Source organism: Paenibacillus ottowii (genome assembly GCF_050516475.1).
In the GTDB taxonomy this organism is placed as follows: Bacteria; Bacillota; Bacilli; order Paenibacillales; family Paenibacillaceae; genus Paenibacillus; species Paenibacillus ottowii.
Genome location: NZ_CP191577.1, coordinates 5,276,776 through 5,297,552 on the forward strand (window position 1 = coordinate 5,276,776; position 20,777 = coordinate 5,297,552).

General features: G+C 42.0%; 7 protein-coding genes and 3 pseudogenes. All 10 read right to left on the reverse strand.

What is annotated here, in order from left to right; all coding sequences use genetic code 11:
* Positions 1–13 precede the first annotated feature (13 nt).
* Positions 14–8,653 carry a non-ribosomal peptide synthetase/type I polyketide synthase gene (locus tag ACQQ6X_RS24350; protein WP_305167942.1) on the reverse strand — a complete coding sequence of 2,880 codons (8,640 nt, stop codon included), beginning with the start codon at positions 8,651–8,653 and terminating at the stop codon, positions 14–16.
* Positions 8,646–9,554, reverse strand: a pseudogene (locus ACQQ6X_RS24355) (aminotransferase class III-fold pyridoxal phosphate-dependent enzyme); the annotation flags it as partial. The pseudogene ACQQ6X_RS24355 and the gene ACQQ6X_RS24350, both read right to left, overlap by 8 nt.
* A 491-nt stretch (positions 9,555–10,045) precedes the next feature.
* A pseudogene (locus tag ACQQ6X_RS24360) lies at positions 10,046–11,479 on the reverse strand (MFS transporter).
* A 9-nt stretch (positions 11,480–11,488) separates the two neighbouring features.
* A complete protein-coding gene (locus tag ACQQ6X_RS24365; RefSeq protein ID WP_023988780.1) occupies positions 11,489–11,932 on the reverse strand; it encodes a hypothetical protein in 444 nt (147 codons plus the stop codon).
* A 1-nt stretch (position 11,933) separates the two neighbouring features.
* The gene (locus ACQQ6X_RS24370; RefSeq protein WP_305167943.1) at positions 11,934–12,968 is read right to left on the reverse strand and encodes a hypothetical protein; all 1,035 of its coding nucleotides are present in this window, start codon (positions 12,966–12,968) and stop codon (positions 11,934–11,936) included.
* Between the two features lie 75 nt (positions 12,969–13,043).
* Positions 13,044–14,309, reverse strand: coding sequence for a hypothetical protein (locus ACQQ6X_RS24375; RefSeq protein WP_305167944.1), 1,266 nt, complete (start codon positions 14,307–14,309; stop codon positions 13,044–13,046).
* A 25-nt stretch (positions 14,310–14,334) separates the two neighbouring features.
* Positions 14,335–16,383, reverse strand: a complete 2,049-nt coding sequence (locus ACQQ6X_RS24380) for a hypothetical protein (RefSeq protein ID WP_305167945.1) — start codon at positions 16,381–16,383, stop codon at positions 14,335–14,337.
* Complete coding sequence (locus tag ACQQ6X_RS24385) at positions 16,380–18,011, reverse strand: tyrosine-type recombinase/integrase (RefSeq protein WP_305167946.1); 1,632 nt, start codon at positions 18,009–18,011, stop codon at positions 16,380–16,382. Before ACQQ6X_RS24385 ends, ACQQ6X_RS24380 begins: the two co-directional genes overlap by 4 nt.
* A 198-nt stretch (positions 18,012–18,209) precedes the next feature.
* Positions 18,210–18,537 (reverse strand): annotated as a pseudogene (locus ACQQ6X_RS24390) (toprim domain-containing protein); the annotation flags it as partial.
* A 599-nt stretch (positions 18,538–19,136) separates the two neighbouring features.
* On the reverse strand, positions 19,137–20,624 hold the full coding sequence (locus tag ACQQ6X_RS24395; RefSeq protein ID WP_305167947.1) for a glutamate synthase subunit beta: 1,488 nt from the start codon (positions 20,622–20,624) through the stop codon (positions 19,137–19,139).
* Positions 20,625–20,777: the final 153 nt, after the last annotated feature.

Consider the following 20,777-nt stretch of genomic DNA (forward strand, 5'->3'; position numbering starts at 1 on the left):
TTTTAATTCCTATTTATAGATTTTCAATCATGCTTAAAATTTCTTCGATTTCCACTGTATCGTTAAGTCTATTTTTAATACTTTTTGCTATTGCCGAAATTGTAGGACCCATAAACACTTCTTTTAATGCAAATTCTATGTCAAATTCTTTATGAACCCTTGATACAAGATTGGTTGCCTTTAATGAGTCTCCTCCTAATTCAAAGAAGTTATCATTTACTCCAATCTTCTGGACTCCAAGGATTTGGCTCCATATCAGTACAAGCTTCTCCTCAATTTCACCGAATGGTGCAGCATAGTCTACCCCTGTATTAATATTTCCATCAGGGGCAGGCAGGGCATTTCTATCTACCTTGCCATTCGCTGATAAAGGCAGTTTTTCCAACTGTACAAAATATGAAGGGATCATGTAGTCTGGCAGATCTTTGGAGAGATACTCCCTTAATTCCGGTATTGTCAATTCACTTTCTCCAACTATATATGCACAGATGTACTTGTTCCCTTGGGGGTCTTCCCTTGTTGCTGCCACAACTTCTTTTATTGAAGAATGTTTTAGAAGCTGAGCTTCTATTTCTCCAAGCTCTATTCGGTATCCGCGGATCTTAACCTGATGGTCTATTCTGCCCAGGAATTCGATATTCCCGTCAGGCAGCCATCTTCCCAGGTCTCCTGTTTTGTACAGCCTTATCCCCTTTTCTTCTCTGAAAGGATCTTCAAGGAATACATGGGCTGTTTTTTCAGGGTCATTTAAATAACCCCTTCCTACACCTGTTCCAGAGACGCAGATCTCTCCTTTTACTCCGATAGGGCACAGGTTCATGTTTTTATCTGTTATATATAGATTCATATTTTGTATAGGCTTGCCTACAGGAATGTTCTCTCCTTCATGAGCAGCTTCCATAGTATATAGAGTAATATCGTCCGCTGCCTCTGCAGGTCCGTAGGCATTAACTACTTTAGTATTTGGACATAGGTCAAACCATTTCCTTACTATGCCGGATTTTACGGTTTCTCCCGTTATCAGCAAGTAATGAAGTTTTTCCAGTTTATTCCCTGTATTTTCCACATACTCAAGCATTAAAGCAAGGTATGAAGGTACCATCTCAAGGACCGTTATGCCATCTTCTATGATCCGATTCGTAAACCTTGCAACATCCTTTACTATTTCATCTGGATAGATGATAATTTGAGCTCCTATGGTTAGGGCTGCAAAGAACTGCCATACAGATACATCAAAGTATTGAGGCGAGTTCTGGGATATTATGCTGTTGTTAGTTATACAAAGTTCCTTTATTTCCGCATGGATGTGGTTTATCATGCCAAGATGCTCTATCATAGCTCCCTTTGGTACACCAGTTGAACCAGATGTATATATAACATAGGCCAAACTATTTATGTCTATATCTAGATCTAGGTTTTCGCCACTTTCAGCCTCAATCTCTTTTTCACACTGGTCAAGGTATATAATTCGGCCTTTATAGTTCTCACTAAGCTGCTGGGTCACATAATCTGATAAGGTCAACACATAGGCAGCTTTAGATTCCTTAAATATATCAAGCACCCTTTGTGTAGGGTATTTTGGATTTACAGGTATGTAAGCCCCCCCTGCTTTCCATATACCAAGTACCGATTCTACAAATAAGGGTCCCCTCTCCAGCATGACAACTACGGCTTCTTCTCTACCAGTGCCAGCCTTTAGCATGTACCTTGCTATCCTGTTTGCCCTTTGGTTGATCTGGCCATATGTAAATCTACGGCCTTCATACGCTACTGCTATATTGTCTGGACGTACTTTCGTCTGCTGCTCAAACAGGTGGTGTACCGTCAGGTGATGTTCAAATTCAACCTTCGTATCGTTAAAGCCGTATATTATTCGCTCCTTTTCTTCTTGGGATAACATATTGATTTCTGATAGTTTTTTTTCAGGGTTTGAGGTTATCTCTTCAAGGATATTAAAGTAATGCTGAACAAGCCTTTCTACCGTCTCCTTCTTAAACAGACGTGTAGCATATTCCATCCATAATATTATATTATGACCATCTGGTATCAACTGGAATGTTAGGTCAAATTTTGATGTTTTACTTTCAACCGGATATTTGGAATACTTTAATTCACCACGATGTTCCATAATATGCTCATCAGAAGGAACAATATTAAACATAACAGTAAATAAAGGATTTCTGCTTGAATCTCTCTTTACGTTAAGTTTTGTCACAAACTGATCAAACCTGTATTCCTGATTTTCATATGCTTCTAAGGAGCTTTCTTTTACTTCTTCCAAGAACTCAGTAAAGGCCTTATTTCCCTCTGGGAAATTCCTTAATGCCAGGGTATTTATAAACATCCCCAGTATTCTTTCAGTATCAAAATGAGTTCTTGCCGCTATAGGAGTACCAATAATTATGTCTTCCTGTCCTGAGTATTTATACATTAGTGTATTTAATGCCGCAAGAAGTATCATATACACGGTGGCTCCTGTTTGGGAGGAAAGTACATTTAATTTATCCATCAAATGACTGTCTAAATCAAATAGCAACCTATTTCCTTCAAAGCTTTGAAGGACAGGCCTAGGATAATCTGTAGGCATATCAAGGATAGGAATTTCACCCTTGAACCTATTAAGCCAGTATTCTTCCTGCTTTTTGTAAACCTCAGTGCTAAACAAGCCATTCTGCCACTGGGCAAAATCCTTATATTGCACCTCCATTGCCGGAAGGCTTTCACCACTTAATATAGAAACTATTTCATCAAAAGTCCTGATTATTGAAGTTCCATCCGAGACTATATGATGTACATCAAGCAAAAGTATTTGCCTGCTAGCATGGATTTCTATAAGACCTACTCTTATTAAGGGTGCTTTGCTTAAATCGAACGGTCTTACAAATTCATCGATTATTTTCTCTACTCCGTCTTCCTCAGACTCAAAATATTCTATAGTAAAATCAACTTCATCTTGTATCCTTTGCACAAGCTCCCCATCAATCATCTCAAAGGATGTCCTAAATGCTTCATGCCTTTGTATCAATGTTTTTAATGCTTCCCCAAGGGCAACCCTTTCAATCCCACCTTCAAATAAAATTCCCACAGGTATGTTATACCCAATGTTGTTACCCTCAAGATTATTAATGATATACATCATCTTTTGTGCAGATGAGGTTTCATAGTACTCTTTTTCAGAAACTTTAGGTATTCTTTCAAGCTCAGCCTTACCCATATTTAGGGAATCCTGTTCTGAAATCTTTCCCGATTCGTATAGCTTTGATATCATTCGCTCGGAAAGATCGTATATGCTGGAACCCTTAAGAAGTTCTACTATGGAAACAGGTGTTTTAAAGGCAACCTCCATCCTGTTTTTTATTTCGGTGGCCATTAATGAATCCATCCCAAAAACAGTTAGTGGTTGTTTGGTACTTAGATCCTCAGGATTATAACGCAAAACCTTCGCTACTATTGTTTTAATATGCATTTCAACGATATTCTGCCTGCTCTGTATTGGAGATGAAATAATATCCTCCAGGATATCAACATCCACCTTTGATTTATTTATATTCTCTTGTTGTCCTGACTCATCTTGCAAAAGAGTTTTAAGCACATGTGGAGAACTCATGGGTGAGAACCATTTTTCCCCAAACGTTTGCCACGAGAGTATAGGTAGAACCACAGACTGTGCAACAGCTTCTCCAACAAGGTGCTCCATAGCCCTAATTCCCTTTTCTACCGTTACAGATTCTATGGATTTTTGTATATAATACTCCGGATCACGTTCCATAAACCTTGCAGCCATTCCAACCTCTGACCATGGTCCCCAATTGATACTCAGTGCAGGAAGTCCTCTCGATAAACGGTAATGTGCAAGTGAGTCCAAAAAGGCATTCCCAGTTGCATATGCTCCCTGGCCTGGTGAACCAAATACAGAAGCAACTGAAGAAAATAAAATAAAGAAGTCAATAGGCCGTCCCTCTGTCATACGGTGAAGGTTCCATGCACCATTTACCTTAGGCGAAAGGACCCTATAAAAAGTCTCATCTTTACTAACCTCAAGAAATTGATCATCCGTAATACCAGCAGAATGTACAACACCTCGAATAGGAGGTCTTTCTTCCTTATCAAAATCTTTAAAAAATCCAGCAAGCTTTTCCTCATCAGTTACATCCACTGATCCAATATATACTGTTGCCCCCTGGGACTCCAGCTTACGAACAAACTCAATCCTCTCTGCAAGGCTGCTGCCTGGCTCTACATTGTTCCATTCAGAACGTTTTGGAAATTCTCCGCGTCCAAGCAGTACCAGATGTCTTACTCCCTTGGCAACCATCCACTGGGCTGTAATCATACCTATGCCACCAAAAGCACCTGTAATAACATAACTTCCATCGGGGCGAAGATGTACGGGTACTTGATGCTGCATATCAATCCGCAGTTTATCGATTCTTGCTGCAAGTCTATTCCCATTACGGAAAGCAATTTGGTTCTCTCCATTACCTAAGACTTCTTTTAACAGCATTTCCATTTCACCCGCATTGGCCTCTATGTCAAGGTCTACAAGGCCTCCCCAATTTGAAGGCAACTCATGGTAACCTATGACGGTGCCAAGGCCCCATACCAACGACTGTAAGAATGCAGAATTTGGAGTAGCCCTGTTGATCATTTGGGCTCCTCTTGTAATAACCCACAGCTTAAAATTTAACCCCAGATTTGTGGTTGCTTGTACCAGGTGTTTTAATACAAACAGGTTTTCAAAACAAGCTTTTTCTATAGCTGTATTGCTAACTTCCTGGATCTCAAGGATATTGAGGCTCCACATATATACAATACCTGTTAGCTTCGTTTTAATTTTTGAGAATTCATCAAACAACGCTCTAAGATCCTCAATGCTTCGAGGGTTTATATATATCTCACGCTCTTCATACTGCCAACCAAAATTCTCACCAGGATATACCATAAAGCATTCTTCTCCCCTTTTTTCAAGGAGATTTGCCAGTTCTTTTCCTGCTGCTTTATGATCCACAAAAATAAGCCATGCTCCAGAGTTAGCAGCAGCTGTGCGGGTATCAACTTCTTCACTTTTTAGAAGCTCCCAGTTTATCTCATAAAGATAATCCTTAACTCTTCCAGCATCAGACCCTCCACTATTTCCAAGTTCCTTAGTTCTTATGCCCAGTATTTCGGCGATTAGATTTCCATCCTCACTATATAGACGGATGTTGGCGTTCAAATTATTATCTTTCCTATCTACCATCTGCGTATGACAAAGCATGACAGGCTCCGGCCTTCCATAAAGCTGCACCCTGTCTATTCCTACAGGTAGGAATGATTGGCCTTCGTTATTTTCATCTTCATTAAGTGGTGCAACTGCCGCAATGGTAACCTGGAAACAGGCGTCCAATACCGCCGGGTGAAGACCGTAGATAGAGCTATCAATCTCCAGTATTTTAGGGATCTCGATCCTGCCAAGAGCTTCGTTATCACCTTTCCATATCTTGTCTATACCTTGGAAATAAGGACCATAATGGAAACCCATTTGATAGAAGGTTTTATAACATACTTCTTTTCCGTATTCTTTGGTACAATTGCCAAGTATTTGAATCAACTCATCTTTAGCAGTGATCTTTATGTTTTGCCGTTTTCTTATTGTGCCGGATGCATTGCATGTCCAAGTCTTATCTTGTCCCGGTATCCTGCTTGAAATCTCGAATTTTGCGGTTTTTGGATCCAAAACCACCTGCACCACAGGTGATACTCCTTGATTTAAAAATAAAGCATTTTCAAACTTTATATCTTCAACTGTATAAAAACCCTCTCCAAAATAGCTTCTGGCACAAGCCATTCCCAGCTCTACATACCCTGCTCCGGGGAAAACTTCTATACCTTGTATTTTATGATCAGAAAGATACGTCATATAGGTAGTATTAAGTTCAATCTCCCATATAGGGCTGGAAGTTTTCAAACGGCGTCCTAAAAACTTGTGCTTATTTTTTCCCTGCCTAAATTCACTTGATTCCTGCGTTTCCATCCAGTATTTATCCCATTGCCATGGATAAAGAGGGAGACTTACAAACTCACCTTGGTACCGGTAAATCTTGTTCCAATCTATAGGGTATCCCAGTGCATATAGATTCCCTAAGTTCTCCAGTATTGAAACCTGTTCGTTTTCATTTCTTTTTATAGAGAACAACTTCTTACCTTCAACGTTTTTAGCTGACAGACAATCAGAAATAGAAGCTGCTAAAACAGGGTGAGGGCCCACCTCAATAAATAAGTTATAATTCAACGAAATCATTTCATACATTGCTGCTTCAAAACGTACCGGCTCTCTTACATTTTTATACCAGTAATGTCCATCACACTCTGTACCCGTCAGCATTTTCCCTGTAACCGTGGAATATATCGGTATCCCGGCAGGCTGGGACTTTATTCCTTTTAATGCCTCCAATAGCTCCTGCTCATATGGTTCCATTTGGTAACTGTGATACGCTACATTGACCTTTAAAAGCCGCGCAAAAACCCCCTTATCCTGCAACTGTTTTTGGATCTGCTCAAGGGCATCAGGATCACCTGACAAAGTTACCGAATTTGGGCTATTGATTGCTGCCATTGAAACACCTTTTATGTTCTCATCCAGCAGGGCCACAACTTCTTTTTCTGGTAAACCTACCGCCAGCATTGTGCCCTTGTTTACTGCTTTTTGCTGTGCACGGCTTCTGTGAATACTTACCAACATGGCATCTTCAAGGCTGTAAATTCCTGCAACATATGTAGAAGCCACTTCTCCAACACTGTGTCCTACCACCGCATGGGGTATAATACCCAAGGATTTCCATACTTCAGTCAAACCCACCTGAACAGCAAAATTGGCAGGTTGAGCAAACTGGGGCTGGTCCAGACGTGAATTCTCCTCATCGGCGAGAAGTTCCTCCAGTAGAGACCATCCAGCATACTGACGTGTAAGTTTATCGCATTTTTCTATCATATTTCTAAACACAGGGTCTTTTTCAAGGAGCTGTCTGCCCATAGCCCACCATATGGGCCCCATACCTGTATATACAAAAACAGCTTTATTGTACTTTCCTGCCTCAACATTTCCCGCAGACATCCCCTGGCGTGCTTGTCCTTTAATATACGCTTCCAGGTTTCCTGCAAGTTCTTCCTTTGAAGATGCCGAAACCGCTAGTCTATAGTCATGATGGGTGCGCTTTTTGCTCATCATGCTTCCAATATCATATAAAGAAATACTTTCTCCACTTCCATTAATAAAATCAACATACTTTTGCGCATAGTTTTTTAGCGCCTTTTCTGAGCGCGCAGATATGGGAATCATATATGGCCATCCGGTATTTACATTAACTTCAGGAGTACCCTGTTTTTGGAGATCTGTAGCTTCCTCCAAGAGGATATGGGCATTTGTTCCTCCAAAACCGAATGAATTTATGCCAACCAATGCGGGTTGCGGCAAAGGCTCCAGGGTCTGAGGAATTCGTATACATAAATCGTCAAAGGGAATTTTAGGGTTTGGATTCTTAAAGTGCAGATGTGGAGGTATTTGCTTATGCTTTATGATTAGTGAAGCTTTTATCAGTGCGGCAACTCCTGCAGCGGCCTCAAGGTGGGCAATGTTTGTCTTAACAGATCCGACAATACACTTTTTATCTTTTGGCCTGTCTGTTGAAACCACTCGTGCTATTGCATTAGCCTCAATAGGGTCTCCAACCGGAGTGCCGGTGCCGTGAGCTTCAATATATGTTATATCTGAAGGTGATATTCCTGCCTTTTTGTATACCTCCTTCATTAAGTTTTCCTGAGCCTGCCCGTTTGGAACAGTAATCCCGTCTGTGTGGCCGTCCTGGTTTACACCCGATCCACTTATTACGGCATAAATCCTATCTCCGTCTTCGATAGCATCTGACAGGCGTTTTAAAACCACAACGCCGGCTCCTTCTCCTCTTGCATAACCGTTTGCACTGGAATCGAAAGTTTTGCACCGTCCATCGGGAGATAAAAAACCACCCTTACTTTCCGCTATGGTATACTCAGGTGTAGCTATAACACTTACTCCGCCTGCTATTGCGAGATTACATTCATTATTCAATAAACTCCCGCATGCAAGGTGTGTTGCAACCAAAGAGCCCGAACACGCTGTATCTACAGACAAACTTGGACCTCTGAAATCATATATATATGAAATCCTGTTGGACAACATTGTCATCATCATACCCGTTGCCGAATGTGTATCTAAACTTTCAACCGATTCGTTTTTAAATTGTATTGCTTGATAGTCAAGGGTGAAGCCCGCTACAAAGACACCGGTATTGGTTCCTGCTAGCTTGGCCGGATCCAAGCCTCCATCTTCCATTGCTTCCCATGATGTCTCCAGCATCAGTCTTTGCTGTGGATCAAGAAAGGCCGCTTCCCTTGGAGAAATACCAAAAAACAAAGGGTCAAACTCATCTATTTTATCTAAAAATCCACCATGACAGGTGTAATGCTTGCCTGGCTTTGATTTGTCAGGATCATAAAACTTTTCTAAATCCCAGCGGCCTTCGGGTAAATCGGAAGTCATATCTTTTCCCGCAGTCAATGCTTCCCAGAACTCCTCAGGCCCCCTTATTCCTCCTGGCAAACGGCATCCTATTCCTATAATGGCGATTTTATCCATAACTTTCGACCTCCAATACTTTATTTATATTCTCTTGAATAGCTTGTCTGATAATTGAACAACCCTGCTGCAAAAGTTCAAGCTCGATGGTTAACGGAGGCATAAGTTTTATAACACTGTCTTTTCTTCCTGCGCTTTCGATGATTAAACCGTTTTGGTAACATTCCTCTACTACTTTTTGCGTGATTCGCTCATCCTCCACATTGGAAAAATCAATACCCCAAATCAAACCTGCACCCCGAATGGTCAGGCCCTTATGTAATGACAAAATCTGCTTGGTTAAATATTCTCTTACAAATGCTTCCTTATATTTCACAGACTGTTCCAAATTATTCATTTCCCAATATTCCAACGCAGCTGTAGCTCCAATGAAAGCAAGCTGGTTTCCCCGGAACGTACCGTTATGCTCACCAGGCTTCCAGACATCAAGTTCCGGTTTCATCAGCAGAATAGACATGGGAAGGCCATACCCGCTGATTGACTTGGAAAGCAGTACAATATCAGGGATCATCCCGGCACGTTCAAATGAAAAGAACGGTCCGGTGCGTCCGCAGCCAACCTGAATGTCATCGCAAATCAGTAGAATACCGTGTCTGTCGCTAAGTTCCCTCAGCCTGAGCATCCATTCGGGTGAAGCTATATTTACGCCGCCTTCCGCCTGAATGGTTTCAAATATAATAGCCGCCGGTTTTTCGATTCCCGAGTGACCGTCGTTTAGAACGGCTTCCATGTATTCAATAGTATCGAATGAGTCAATTGGACTCTCGGAGTATGGGAAAAAGGTAACATCGGATAATGCTATGCCGGAGGAAGATCTTTTCTGAATGTTGCTGGTAACAGCCAGACTCCCCAGCGACATTCCGTGAAATCCTCCCATAAACGCAAATATACCAGTCCGTTTAGTGAATGGCAGTACCAAGATACGGAAAAATTTCTTCCCCAATTACTTCATGTCTTGAGAAATAAGTGATGAGTCTTTCGTATCCGTATTTATCCTTTATGTGTTCTTTTAAAAAGTCCTGATCGATCATGTTTACACTCAATGATAATACAGTAATATGAAAATAATTCCAATAGGTCATAAGTTCTACTTTACTTGAAATTTTTATTAGGCTGGAAATCTTAAAATGAGAGCAACGTATTATAGCAAGGAAGCCACCTACATTTTTTGAGCGTGTATCGGGTTTGTAGAAGTAAAAAGGTATCCTTCTAATAAAAACTTCTTTAGTTACAGGTTGGTAAGCAATATTATCGTCAACGCTCCACTACCCGCCGGATATATATCGCTAGCTCCAGAAGTTTGGGCTTACCGGACGCGCTGGGGTTATGGCGGCAGCCGCAGGACCGATCGATGAGGATCGGACGGATTGACGCGGCATCAATGCGTCAAAGTCAAGAGGCCGCTGAAGAGCTTTCGTAAGCTTTTTTCTGTTGCGGACGGAACCACGAGGCAGCAAGAGCGAGTAGAGAAGTCCCTATTAGTGCGATGATGACCCAGCGGTAACCGTGAATGACGAAAGCAAAATCAACGGCAGAAATCACATTGTTCTTTCCGGAATACAGCACGTTCTTCAGGTGGGCTGGCAGCGCTGCGCCGACGATGGTTAAAGAAAGAGCCGTACTCAGCACTTGACCCAAGTTATATAGCATGGACCGCAGTCCATTCGCCACCCCGCGGCTTTGCTCCGGAACGCTTGACATGATCTCCGTCGTATTGGGGGTAAGGAATAAACCGGTCCCGACCCCGATTAACAACATGCCGCAAGCGGTGACCCCGTAAGAGAAATTTCCACCGACCACGAATAGGAGTAGTAGTAGTCCTGCTATAGAAATAAGAATTCCAAGTGAGGCCAGAACTCGAATGGCCGCCTTCTTAGTCAACATGCCAGCAATCGGAGAAATGACCAACATCCCTATCGTAATTGGAAGGATCCTTAGACCGGCATTAAGCGCGTTTTGGTGGAAGGCAAATTGGTAATAGAGAGCGAAGAGCAGAGCAACCGCCGTACGGGCAAAAGAATTAAAGAATGTAGCGATGTTCCCCATACTGAACGTCCAGCTTTCAAAAAGGCTTAAATCTAGTAGAGGTGATGCTGAACGATGCTCATGCCATAAAAATATAGTAGTAAATATGGCGAATATCGCAAAACCTCCGATCACCTGCTTGTCTCCCCAGCCCAGTTCTCCCCCCTTGGATAAAGCAATGATTAGACCCGCTAAAGCGACAAAGATCATGATGCCTCCATATCCGTCCACTTTTTTATGGAGCTGCGCTAGGGGCTTCACCCTTAGAATCCAGAGCCCCCAGATGAGAGCAATGATCCCGAAGGGAACATTAGACCAGAACACCCACCTCCAGCCTCAGGCGGTCGTGACCACGCCGCCGACGACCGGGCCAAGCACCTGCGCGACGGAAGCGGACAATAAATTCAGACCGAGACCGGTGCCCAGCTGCGATTGGGGAAACGCATCGGTAATCAGCGGTGTTGTGTTCGTCACTACGAGCGCTCCTCCGGCAGCCTGTACGATCCGAAGAAGGATTAGTACCTCTACATTAAAAGCATAACCGAGTAGTAAACTGGATACGGTAAAGATGGCCATTCCTATTAAATACATTCGGCTTCTTCCGAAAATATCCGAAATTTGTCCGAAGATTAAAATCAGGATAGTGTTTACCAGCATATAGGAAAGTAAAATCCAGCTGGAAGCTGCCGCATTCGCATGAAATTGCTGGCTTAATTCCGGCAATGCGACATTAAGCGTTCCGATATTGACCAGAACCAGGAACGCTCCGAGACTGGCGAAGGGTATCAGTACACGGGACATTCAGGATCATTAGAATAAGTCAATATCTCCGAAACGCTGGCTGATTAATTCTCGGTACTGTCCGTTCTCTATGCGTAATTCGTCCAAAGCATCTTTATACGTACTTATAAGCTGTGTTAAATGAGTAACCTTGGCTTGCAATTCCCGGTGCTCCTGGGCTACAATCTCAGGACTTGTAATCGTTGGTTCTCCTTCAGAGGCCGAGTCTAGGATTAATTGTATTTCCTCATTCAATTTGGTGAACCATTTTTCCAAATATTCCTTATAGGAACCCGTCCACAACATTCGCGAGCTTTTCAATCTGATTCGCGGGCGTTTTGCAATCATATCGTACACATCTGATTTTGAAAGACGCGATAATCGCCCCTTTTTGACATCATTTAAAAGCTTTCTTTTTACTTGTGCACATTCCCATGCCAAGTCGCTGCTACTGAAAGAAACCGGACGAGCCAATTTACTTTACCTCCCCACTTAAAATATAACAAAGCACTTCTGCATTAGTTGGATTAGGCTTCTCTTTAGACTGTTCACGAAAGTATGCCTTTGCTTTCTTAAAGAGCAATGAATGCAGTTTTTTCGCCTCATTTGGCGGCATTTTAAATTTATTTACCCAGAGACTTCTTTCTGTTTTGTTCAACCGTTCCTTTATATCCTCAGCCTTCTGAAAAACCATTTTTCGTTGTCCTGTGGACTTGAAATTTTTCTCTGCATCGAGACAATAGTAATAATGCAACATTTCACGAAATATGTCGGCCTTGTGCGCATCTTCTGTACCCTCATCAGGACTATAATCATCACATGCTCTACAATGCCCGGGTGTATGACCACAGTTTAGCAAGACATGTGCATTACAATTATGCGTATAACCACCTACGTTAACCTCGTGTAACTCATCTTCCAAATCAATAACTTTACCTTGGAAACGTGGTGATTCCTCTATAATTTTCTGGGTTAATTTATATGCTTCATCTAGCTTTTGAGGCGTGACCTCAAACTTAGATGAAATTTCGGTTATCTCATCAATGGCTACATATTCAGTAGACGAAATTCCAGCCCCTTCTGTCTTATCAGCATCCTCCCCTTCCGGTTTCTTTCTCCAAACGCCTTTTTGAAGTAGATGACCAAACTTTGCAACTTCTTCTGCAGGCATTGTTTCCGTATAAGGCTTTTTTGAGGAAGGATGACTATGTCCGGCCTGCCTCTCTAGTAGCTCATCATTGTCTCCTAAGATACGCCGATAAGTAAGATGGAGCGCTCTTAGATTATGGGGTGTGAAATATGGCTTCCTAAGTTCAGGCCATAACTTCGATTGAATGCGAGTTAAAAAATTATACAGTCCGCTAGTTCGTATAGGGCCATCATTATGTTTTGAAGCCAGTAAACGAAGTTCCGTAAGGCCATCCCCACCCCACTCTCTTGGAAAAAATATAGGTTCTGATGGGGCAAAATGAATCAATTCGTTAAACCATCTTGCAGCATCGCTCTTCACTAGAGCGTGATGAACCCATTCATAGCCGTTTCGATCGGGTTGATTGCGAATGGTCTTGGTTTTGTGAAAACGAATTCAGGAATTATCCTGCGAATCTATAAATAAAGCATTCTGAAGCAAATTAACTATTTCATGAGGCCTTGCTGCAGTTGATAACATCAACAGGCAAGCCCGCCTATGACGAAAGTCCATCAGAATGTTCTCGTTAATTAAAGGAGTTTGATCGTTCATTAAGGTCTGCACAAGAATATAAGCTTTGGACATACTAAATACTCGTCCATGATCTTTTGACATAACACGTCTAGGTCTTGGCATAATCCGTTCTATGTTGTATGAAGCATTTGTAGTTCTTATAAGCCACCTAAGCCAATGTCGAAGCGCCACTCGGAAAAACGTCTTATCTTCTTGTCCCTTCATCTGGCCAAAAATCTCTGTGTATACTTCTGATATTGAATTCTCGCTTATGTCAGTAAGACCTTTTGATCGACATTTGATTGCAAAATACCGGATGTACTTGACTATCGCTTTCCAATAATTTATGCTGATAGTTTTTTTACCGTATCTGAAAAGTAAATTTCCTTCATCGTCGTAATAATCATCAGTTATTGAATCATTCACACGTTGCCTCAAGTAAGAAAATGCAAAGGTATAGAGACTCTCCTCAAACGGCGTTTGGGTTGGATATATTCCCGCGGCTATCCAGAGACTTCTTTCCGCTTCATCGCAAGGTATGACCGGTTTATTTTCAATCAAGGAATCTGTTTCTTTAGCTAACATCTTACCTAGGAGGGTTAAACTACTTCTATGATATTTAGCGATCTTACTTGCTTTTGCTAATACAGAGGAAGTAATAATATGATTACCCTCTAACCCTTCCTTAAGGGCGTAACCTGCGAACCATAAGCAAACTACAGTTCGAAGCAAAGGAATCCTTTTCTTTGCCTTTTGTAGTTGTTTTTCGCTATCCATCGGATACAATACCGGATAGTATTTATCGTAAAGCGCATCAAAGTACTCAAAATTCGGTAACTCGGGAAAAGGAAATTTATTGAATTCGGTCTTGGTTGGAAATACGATCTCTAAAGGCAAACTGATCCGTTGTAAAAAGGCAAGCAGTAATACGTAATCTCTTTGGGTGCCGGGTAACTTGAAAAATATTGTGGGTTGTACCAAATCCGTTAAGGAGCTTGATAAAATAGGTTCAACCCGTCCCCAAGTCTCTGCCGATCTGTATTGTTCATACTCCGATCTTGTCAGATGCTCTCTACTCTCGAATTGTCCCTTTCGCCTTACAGTAATGGGTCCAAATCTCAGGGATTGCCAAGCTAATATTTGCGACACGATTTCACCTCTTTCCAATCTAAGCTCAGACTAGTCGACTGATAACCTCTATTTGAATCTGTTCGTCACTATAGCCGAAATGCCGAATCATGTCCCCAAGCAACGCTATTTGCGTAGCTAATCCGGCCGCCTTGGCGTTTTTGGTTGTAAAATCCCGACTGCCTCGCATCATGTTCCACATGTCCTTGGTTAATCTGGCCAAAGTATGAAATGCCTGTGCTGCTTCACTTTTTCGTATGGCGAAATGATGACAGGAAAAACACTTTGCCTCAAAAAGGCAAGCCCCCTGTATTAAACATCTTCCTACACCTGTAGGAGCTGGAAGCCCAAATTTTGCAAAGAATTCATCTAAAGATAGCTCTTCAGATCCCAAAGCTTTTATCAATTCGTCAGGCTCAGTTTGTTCGCTGGCAAGTGCTTCGAAGATTCGCCAAATAAACCGTCCCGCAATCTCACCATCCTGATATTTCTTAATAGTAGCAAATAACAATGCTTGACGGGAGAGATTACTTCGTAAGTATCGATTCAGCATGGTTTGATTTTCATGACCTGCAGCAAGTCGTGCTAACTCACTGTTCCCGGTTTCGATTGCAATGTGAGTTATGAGATAGTGTCTGTAACCATGAGCCTTCCCTTTTTTATCTCCATGTCCAATAAATTCTGCTATCTTGTCAAAAAACCTATATATTTGTCTTTCATTCAAAATCCAGGGATATTTCTCCAATTGAAAAAGATGCACATACGATGCATCCGCTCTTTCGTTCCGTATCGGTCGGAAGGCTTTATCGCTCGATCTTTTCTGTAAAAATTCGACCGCTCTAAGACCTGCAGAATCAATTATAGGAAATTGGCCGTTACGATGTTTAGCTTTCTCAATACCTGAATATGGGCTGTATAATCCTACCGCTGATGGAGCATTAGGCAATGGCAGCATACATTCTTCAGCCTGAAGATTGAGCAGATACGTTTTACGCACCGGTGATGAGGCAATAATTAACCAAAAAGCGCGACATAAAACTTCAACATCATCTTCGGGATGATAATTTTCAATTGCTTCCTTCATGAGCATCGGGAAGTTTGGGTCATCGAAAGCGAGGCCATCACCGGAATATGTTTCTTCTTGGGCCTCACGATGAATTCCAGAATATAAATCACTGGGCCAGTCAACGTATGTTGGAAAAAATGTATGAGAACCTTTCCCCCAATCAAAGAATAACTTTATGTGTAGAAGATTGTTCCCGGTATACTTAGCTGAAAACTCCTCTCCATCGTTATTCTTTGAAATGTAATCAAACAAATCGAGGAAATCTTCATACTCGAGAGATGAAGCATCCGACTCCCCGTGCTGGTCAAGCCATTTGAAAAATTTATGCAAAGCACTGCCCGCTTTACGAATATAATAGTCTAGCGAATTACTTCGTTTTAAATGCTCGCGAAACTCACGTGCGATATTCCCCCACTTTGGATGCTCACAGCAATCGTCAAACAGTATTCTTTGCCTACGTCTTCCTGGTTCATCCGAATATCCAAGCTCAAAAAGAATGTCCTTTAAACACTTGGCGTTATAACGTTTGTCGTTCGGACGCATTACATCCGCTAACGCTATATCTTCTTCCGTGAAATCGCCCAGCGGTTTCATAACACCTAGAAGGTGTATAGATAGTTTGTTGAACAAACCTATACGGTTTGAGTCTTTTTTGCGGATGTGTTCTGCTTCTGAATTTTTGAGGAGGCCCATTTTGACGGGGAAATCCGACAGATTAACACGACCTCTGGTTGACAGGTAACAAACCAAGTCGTTTCGACGATATTGTGCTACTACATCATTTCCCTTGCAAAAACCTGTATGCCAAGCCCAGAAAATGACATACCATAGGTCTCGACTGTCGCGATGCCGAAAGGTTGGTCTCTCTTCAGGCGGTACAGCTAACCAGTTATCCGGGGCCGGAAATGTAGTAAATAATTGAAGGGCGGGATTTTTTATAGAAGAAAATACTTGATTCACATGATTCAAACGCAGCGTGTTTTTTAAAAATTTGCGAAATTCCGATAATGGAGTCCATTCTAGTGTCATTCCGAGTCCTCCTCATGCGCGTGGATTCCCTCTGAGATCTCCGCCTGTCGCATAAATACCCTCCCTAAATGATCTACTTTACCTTTTTCTGTGTCATTATTTGACTCAGGTATCCAATGAATATATGTATCGCGCGTAATCACGACAGAAGAATGCCCCAACCACTTGCTGATCTCTTCGATTGGTCTGCGATATCTTAGGAGAAGTGATGTCGCGAATAAGTGTCGGAAGGTGTGTGGATAGTAGGAACGTAGGTCTACGCTTCCCCCAGTTCGTTGAAATAAGTCATCAGCCAAATTATCATACTTACTGTAAACGCCTTTCTTACTTAATGGCTTCCCTTTTGAATTGTTTGACTCTGATACAAATAGATAGCCATGATCTTCACTTGTGTAATAAGACAAAAGTTCCCGCCGCTGAAGAAGTGCCCAATACAGAAGATCAGTGAACTCCTCTTGTGTTGGAAATCGGATATTTTTCCTGCTAAATGGATCAATTGTTTTGTGAGTTATCAACGCCACGTCCCTGCAGGAAGCCTTCGTTTTCCATCCCGTATCAATGACCCAATTCCCCCGCAACCCGCGTTCTTTTACAAACTGCAAGTTCCCGGAAAGAGACTCGGTTAATTCCTCTCTTGCTGTATGATACACGTTTAAGTTGGAAGGAATTGTTGACGGCTCAATTCGAATCTCAGCTGCTTCACCAGGGCGTAATCCAAAGTAACGCAATATCGCAAAGAGAAGAAGATCCAAAGCATTTTCATACGGATCGATCAATTCAAAGAACATGTCTGCTTCGGTCTCACTAAAGACCTTGTCGTGGTTAATGGGAGAGGCTTGCCTGCTCTTCCCTCCTCTAGGTCCTGCAGTACCGGAATCTCGAGCAATATTTTCCACATCAAACACTATCCGCACCCTACTACCCGCAGTACCCGCTATTAATGAATGATTATCTCTTATTTCTTTTCTCGGAACCTGCTCTAATGGCAGGTATTTAAATCTTGTTGTTCTATCACGCAAGAACTTCAGATATGCACATGCAGTATAGATGATCGGAGCAAGTGCACCAGACGGGTACTCACACCAGTTGGTTTTCTTTAAATCGTTATGACTGCTTCGAATTACGGTTGATAGCTTCCCTTCTGCCATTGCATGTTTGTTAAGGGGGATATTCTTTAACATAGACCAATGAATCCCGTGAGTCGCCACCTTTAAATCTTCAAATGGCTTGTAACCTTTTGGAATACATCGAAGGTAATCCGCAAATCCCAGTAATATTACTTCAATAGGATACGGTCCACCTGCTTTTACTTCGATATTATGGATATGTTCAAAATCTTCCTCTAGCCTCCAGAACATCATGTAATCCAAGAACTTTTTCAGATTCTGGGCATGCCCTGTAACCGTATTCATTTTTAGCTTTTCCGTTAATAATAGATTCATTAAAAATGTTGTAGCTTCATGATGAGTACTATGATTTGGTTTAACAATAGCGATCACTTGGGTACCTTCTACTTGATGTATGTAATGTAAACCATCAATGTTAAGGGATTTGTAGTATCGGGCATACCCAACCAATCGCATTGTTTCCCCCATTAGCTGTGCTATGCTCAGAAGCTCTTTATACACACACTCCCCCCCTCTCCCAAGCATTTTTATTCATTCCTCTGTATAAGTTGAGTATAGAGGGACCACCCCCACCTCAATTATGTTTCCATAATTTTCTTTAATTCTACACAATACGTTGCATTCTGACAACAATAATTCACCCCCTATCCATAGATAAGATAAGGGGTTTCGAGATTTACATTATTTACTTCCCATTTACTGCCCTTCACGTCCAGCATCACAAGCATTCACGATGGCATTGCAGCGTTTGGCCAGCTCACCAATTATTTTTAGCTGATCTTTTGTTTTCGGATTGGGTACTAATTTTGAACTGCTCAGGGATAATCGGAAGATCTTGAATACTCCATCGTTTGTACTTAGCATCGTAAGCATCCGGCTCAGCCAGGCCCAGCAAATGACCGATCGCCCACGTTACAATGTATTTCTCCCCTTCTAAATAGGTACGGTTATTTTTAGCACGCGGCTCCATAACAGCAGCAATCGTCCGTCCCATATCTGGTTTCTCAGCAATAATCAACGTCTTCATTCATTCCATTCCTTCCTGACGGCCTTCTGTTTCTCCTTCATGAACCATAAAATACATGGAACACAAATGAAAAACAGGTATTCCGGCCTCATGCAAAAGGAGCCTTCTCCATGGCGAAAGCTCCTTTGTAAATTCATTTCGTCTAGCGCTTCAACAATATACGTCTATTATACCATAGATATCATGGTTCTCTCAGGTCATGATTTTATGTATCCTCAGAAAAGATCATATCTTTCTCCTTTAAAGTAAATATGAAATTAGTAAAACCAAATCGAAACTACATTCAAAGCAAATTGAGTCATAATTATGTAAGTTAAAGTGACACATAATTAAGTCCCCTTTATTTTTTTGTTAAATAAATGTACGTTTTTCTATAAAAAAGCTACACATAGCCCTACTACTTATGTTATGATCACTGTAGATAACAACAAAAAGATTAAGTAATCAAATTAATGTCATATTATATAACATTCAAATAACAACATTATGTATAGCATTCTATAAATTCCGATTGAACAAGTAGTCTAAAGGTTTGAAACACAAATAAAGCCCCATCCTAAGATGGAGCCCTTACTTGATTTGTAACCTAAAATTTATAATTACACCAAAACGGTAGCACCCATGAGGTATTTATCAACCTCGCGTGCAGCCTCTCGGCCTTCATTAATAGCCCACACAACAAGACTTTGTCCGCGGCGCATATCACCGGCAGCAAAAACCTTATCCACATTCGTCACATATTTCCCATAACGTGCCTTAACGTTGGAGCGACGGTCCGTTTCCAAGCCGATTTCCTTCACAATTGTTTGCTCAGGTCCATCAAATCCAATCGCAATCAGTGCTATTTGTGCCGGGAATATGCGTTCCGTACCTGGAATTGGTTGATAGATTTTACGTCCTGTCTCATCAACAATACGTTGAATTTGAATGGTATGCAGTTCTTTCAGATTACCATTCTCATCACCCACAAATTTGGTTGTCATGATAGAGAACTCACGCGGGTCTTCCCCGAACAGTGCTTTGGCTTCCTCCTGTGCATAATCGAGAGAGTACACATTCGGAAACTGCGGCCAAGGATTCGCGATTGGATCACGTTCCAGTGGAGCTTTGGCATGTGTGCCAAATTGAGTGACACTCCGGCAACCATGCCGCAAGGAAGTAGCTACACAGTCCGAGCCTGTATCACCGCCACCGATAACAATAACGTCCTTGCCCTTGGAGGACAAATAGTTGCCGTCTTCGAGGTTGGAATCCAGATAACTTTTGATAGTGCCATTCAAATAATCCATAGCATAATGGACGCCGTTCAAATTGCTGCCTTCAATATTGAATTCTCTCGGCTTTGTAGATCCACCACACAGCACAACTGCATCATAATCAGCAATCAACTGCTCAGTGGGGATATCCTTGCCAATTTCTGTATTCGTGATGAATTGAATACCTTCAGCCTCCAACAAATCTACACGGCGCTGTACAACCTTCTTGTCCAGCTTCATGGATGGGATTCCGTACATCAGCAACCCGCCCACACGATCTGCACGCTCATACACAGTCACACTGTGCCCTGCTTTATTAAGCTGTGCTGCCGCTGCCAATCCCGCAGGACCTGAGCCAACAATAGCCACTCGTTTGCCTGTACGTTTTTCTGGCGGATTAGGAACAACCCAGCCTTCCTCAAAGCCTTTTTCGATAATCGCTTCCTCAATTGTCTTAATGGTAACAGACTGTCCGATAAGGCCTACAGTACATGAACCTTCACATGGTGCAGGACAGACACGCCCCGTAAATTCGGGAAAGTTATTCGTTTTGTGCAACCGCTCTAACGCTTCCTTCCACAAACCACGATAAACGAGATTGTTCCATTCCGGAATAAGATTATGAACCGGGCAGCCTAAAGTCGCTCCCATGAGATCCATTCCCGTATGACAATAAGGAGTTCCGCAGTCCATACAACGTGCCCCTTGGGTACGCAGCTCTTCTTCAGACATATGCTTATGGAATTCTTCCCAATCCTTAATACGCTCCGCCGGGTCCCGGTCTGCAGGAAGCTGTCGTGTGTATTCCATAAATCCAGTTGGTGTAGACATGTTACGTTCCCCCATCTCTTCGCTTATGAACCCCGATCATCCATTCAGAATTTAAGTCAAATTCGAACTTGTCTGTTTGTGTTATGAAAGGGTCTATTCTCGTTGAATTTGATTTATTGTATCACAATACAGCGTAAAAGTGATGAAAACTTA

Coding starts and splice junctions, on each gene's coding strand:
- ACQQ6X_RS24380 (WP_305167945.1), bottom strand. CDS start 16,383: ATGACACTAGAATGGACTCCATTATCGGAATTTCGCAAATTTTTAAAA.
- ACQQ6X_RS24395 (WP_305167947.1), bottom strand. CDS start 20,624: ATGTCTACACCAACTGGATTTATGGAATACACACGACAGCTTCCTGCA.
- ACQQ6X_RS24350 (WP_305167942.1), bottom strand. CDS start 8,653: ATGGATAAAATCGCCATTATAGGAATAGGATGCCGTTTGCCAGGAGGA.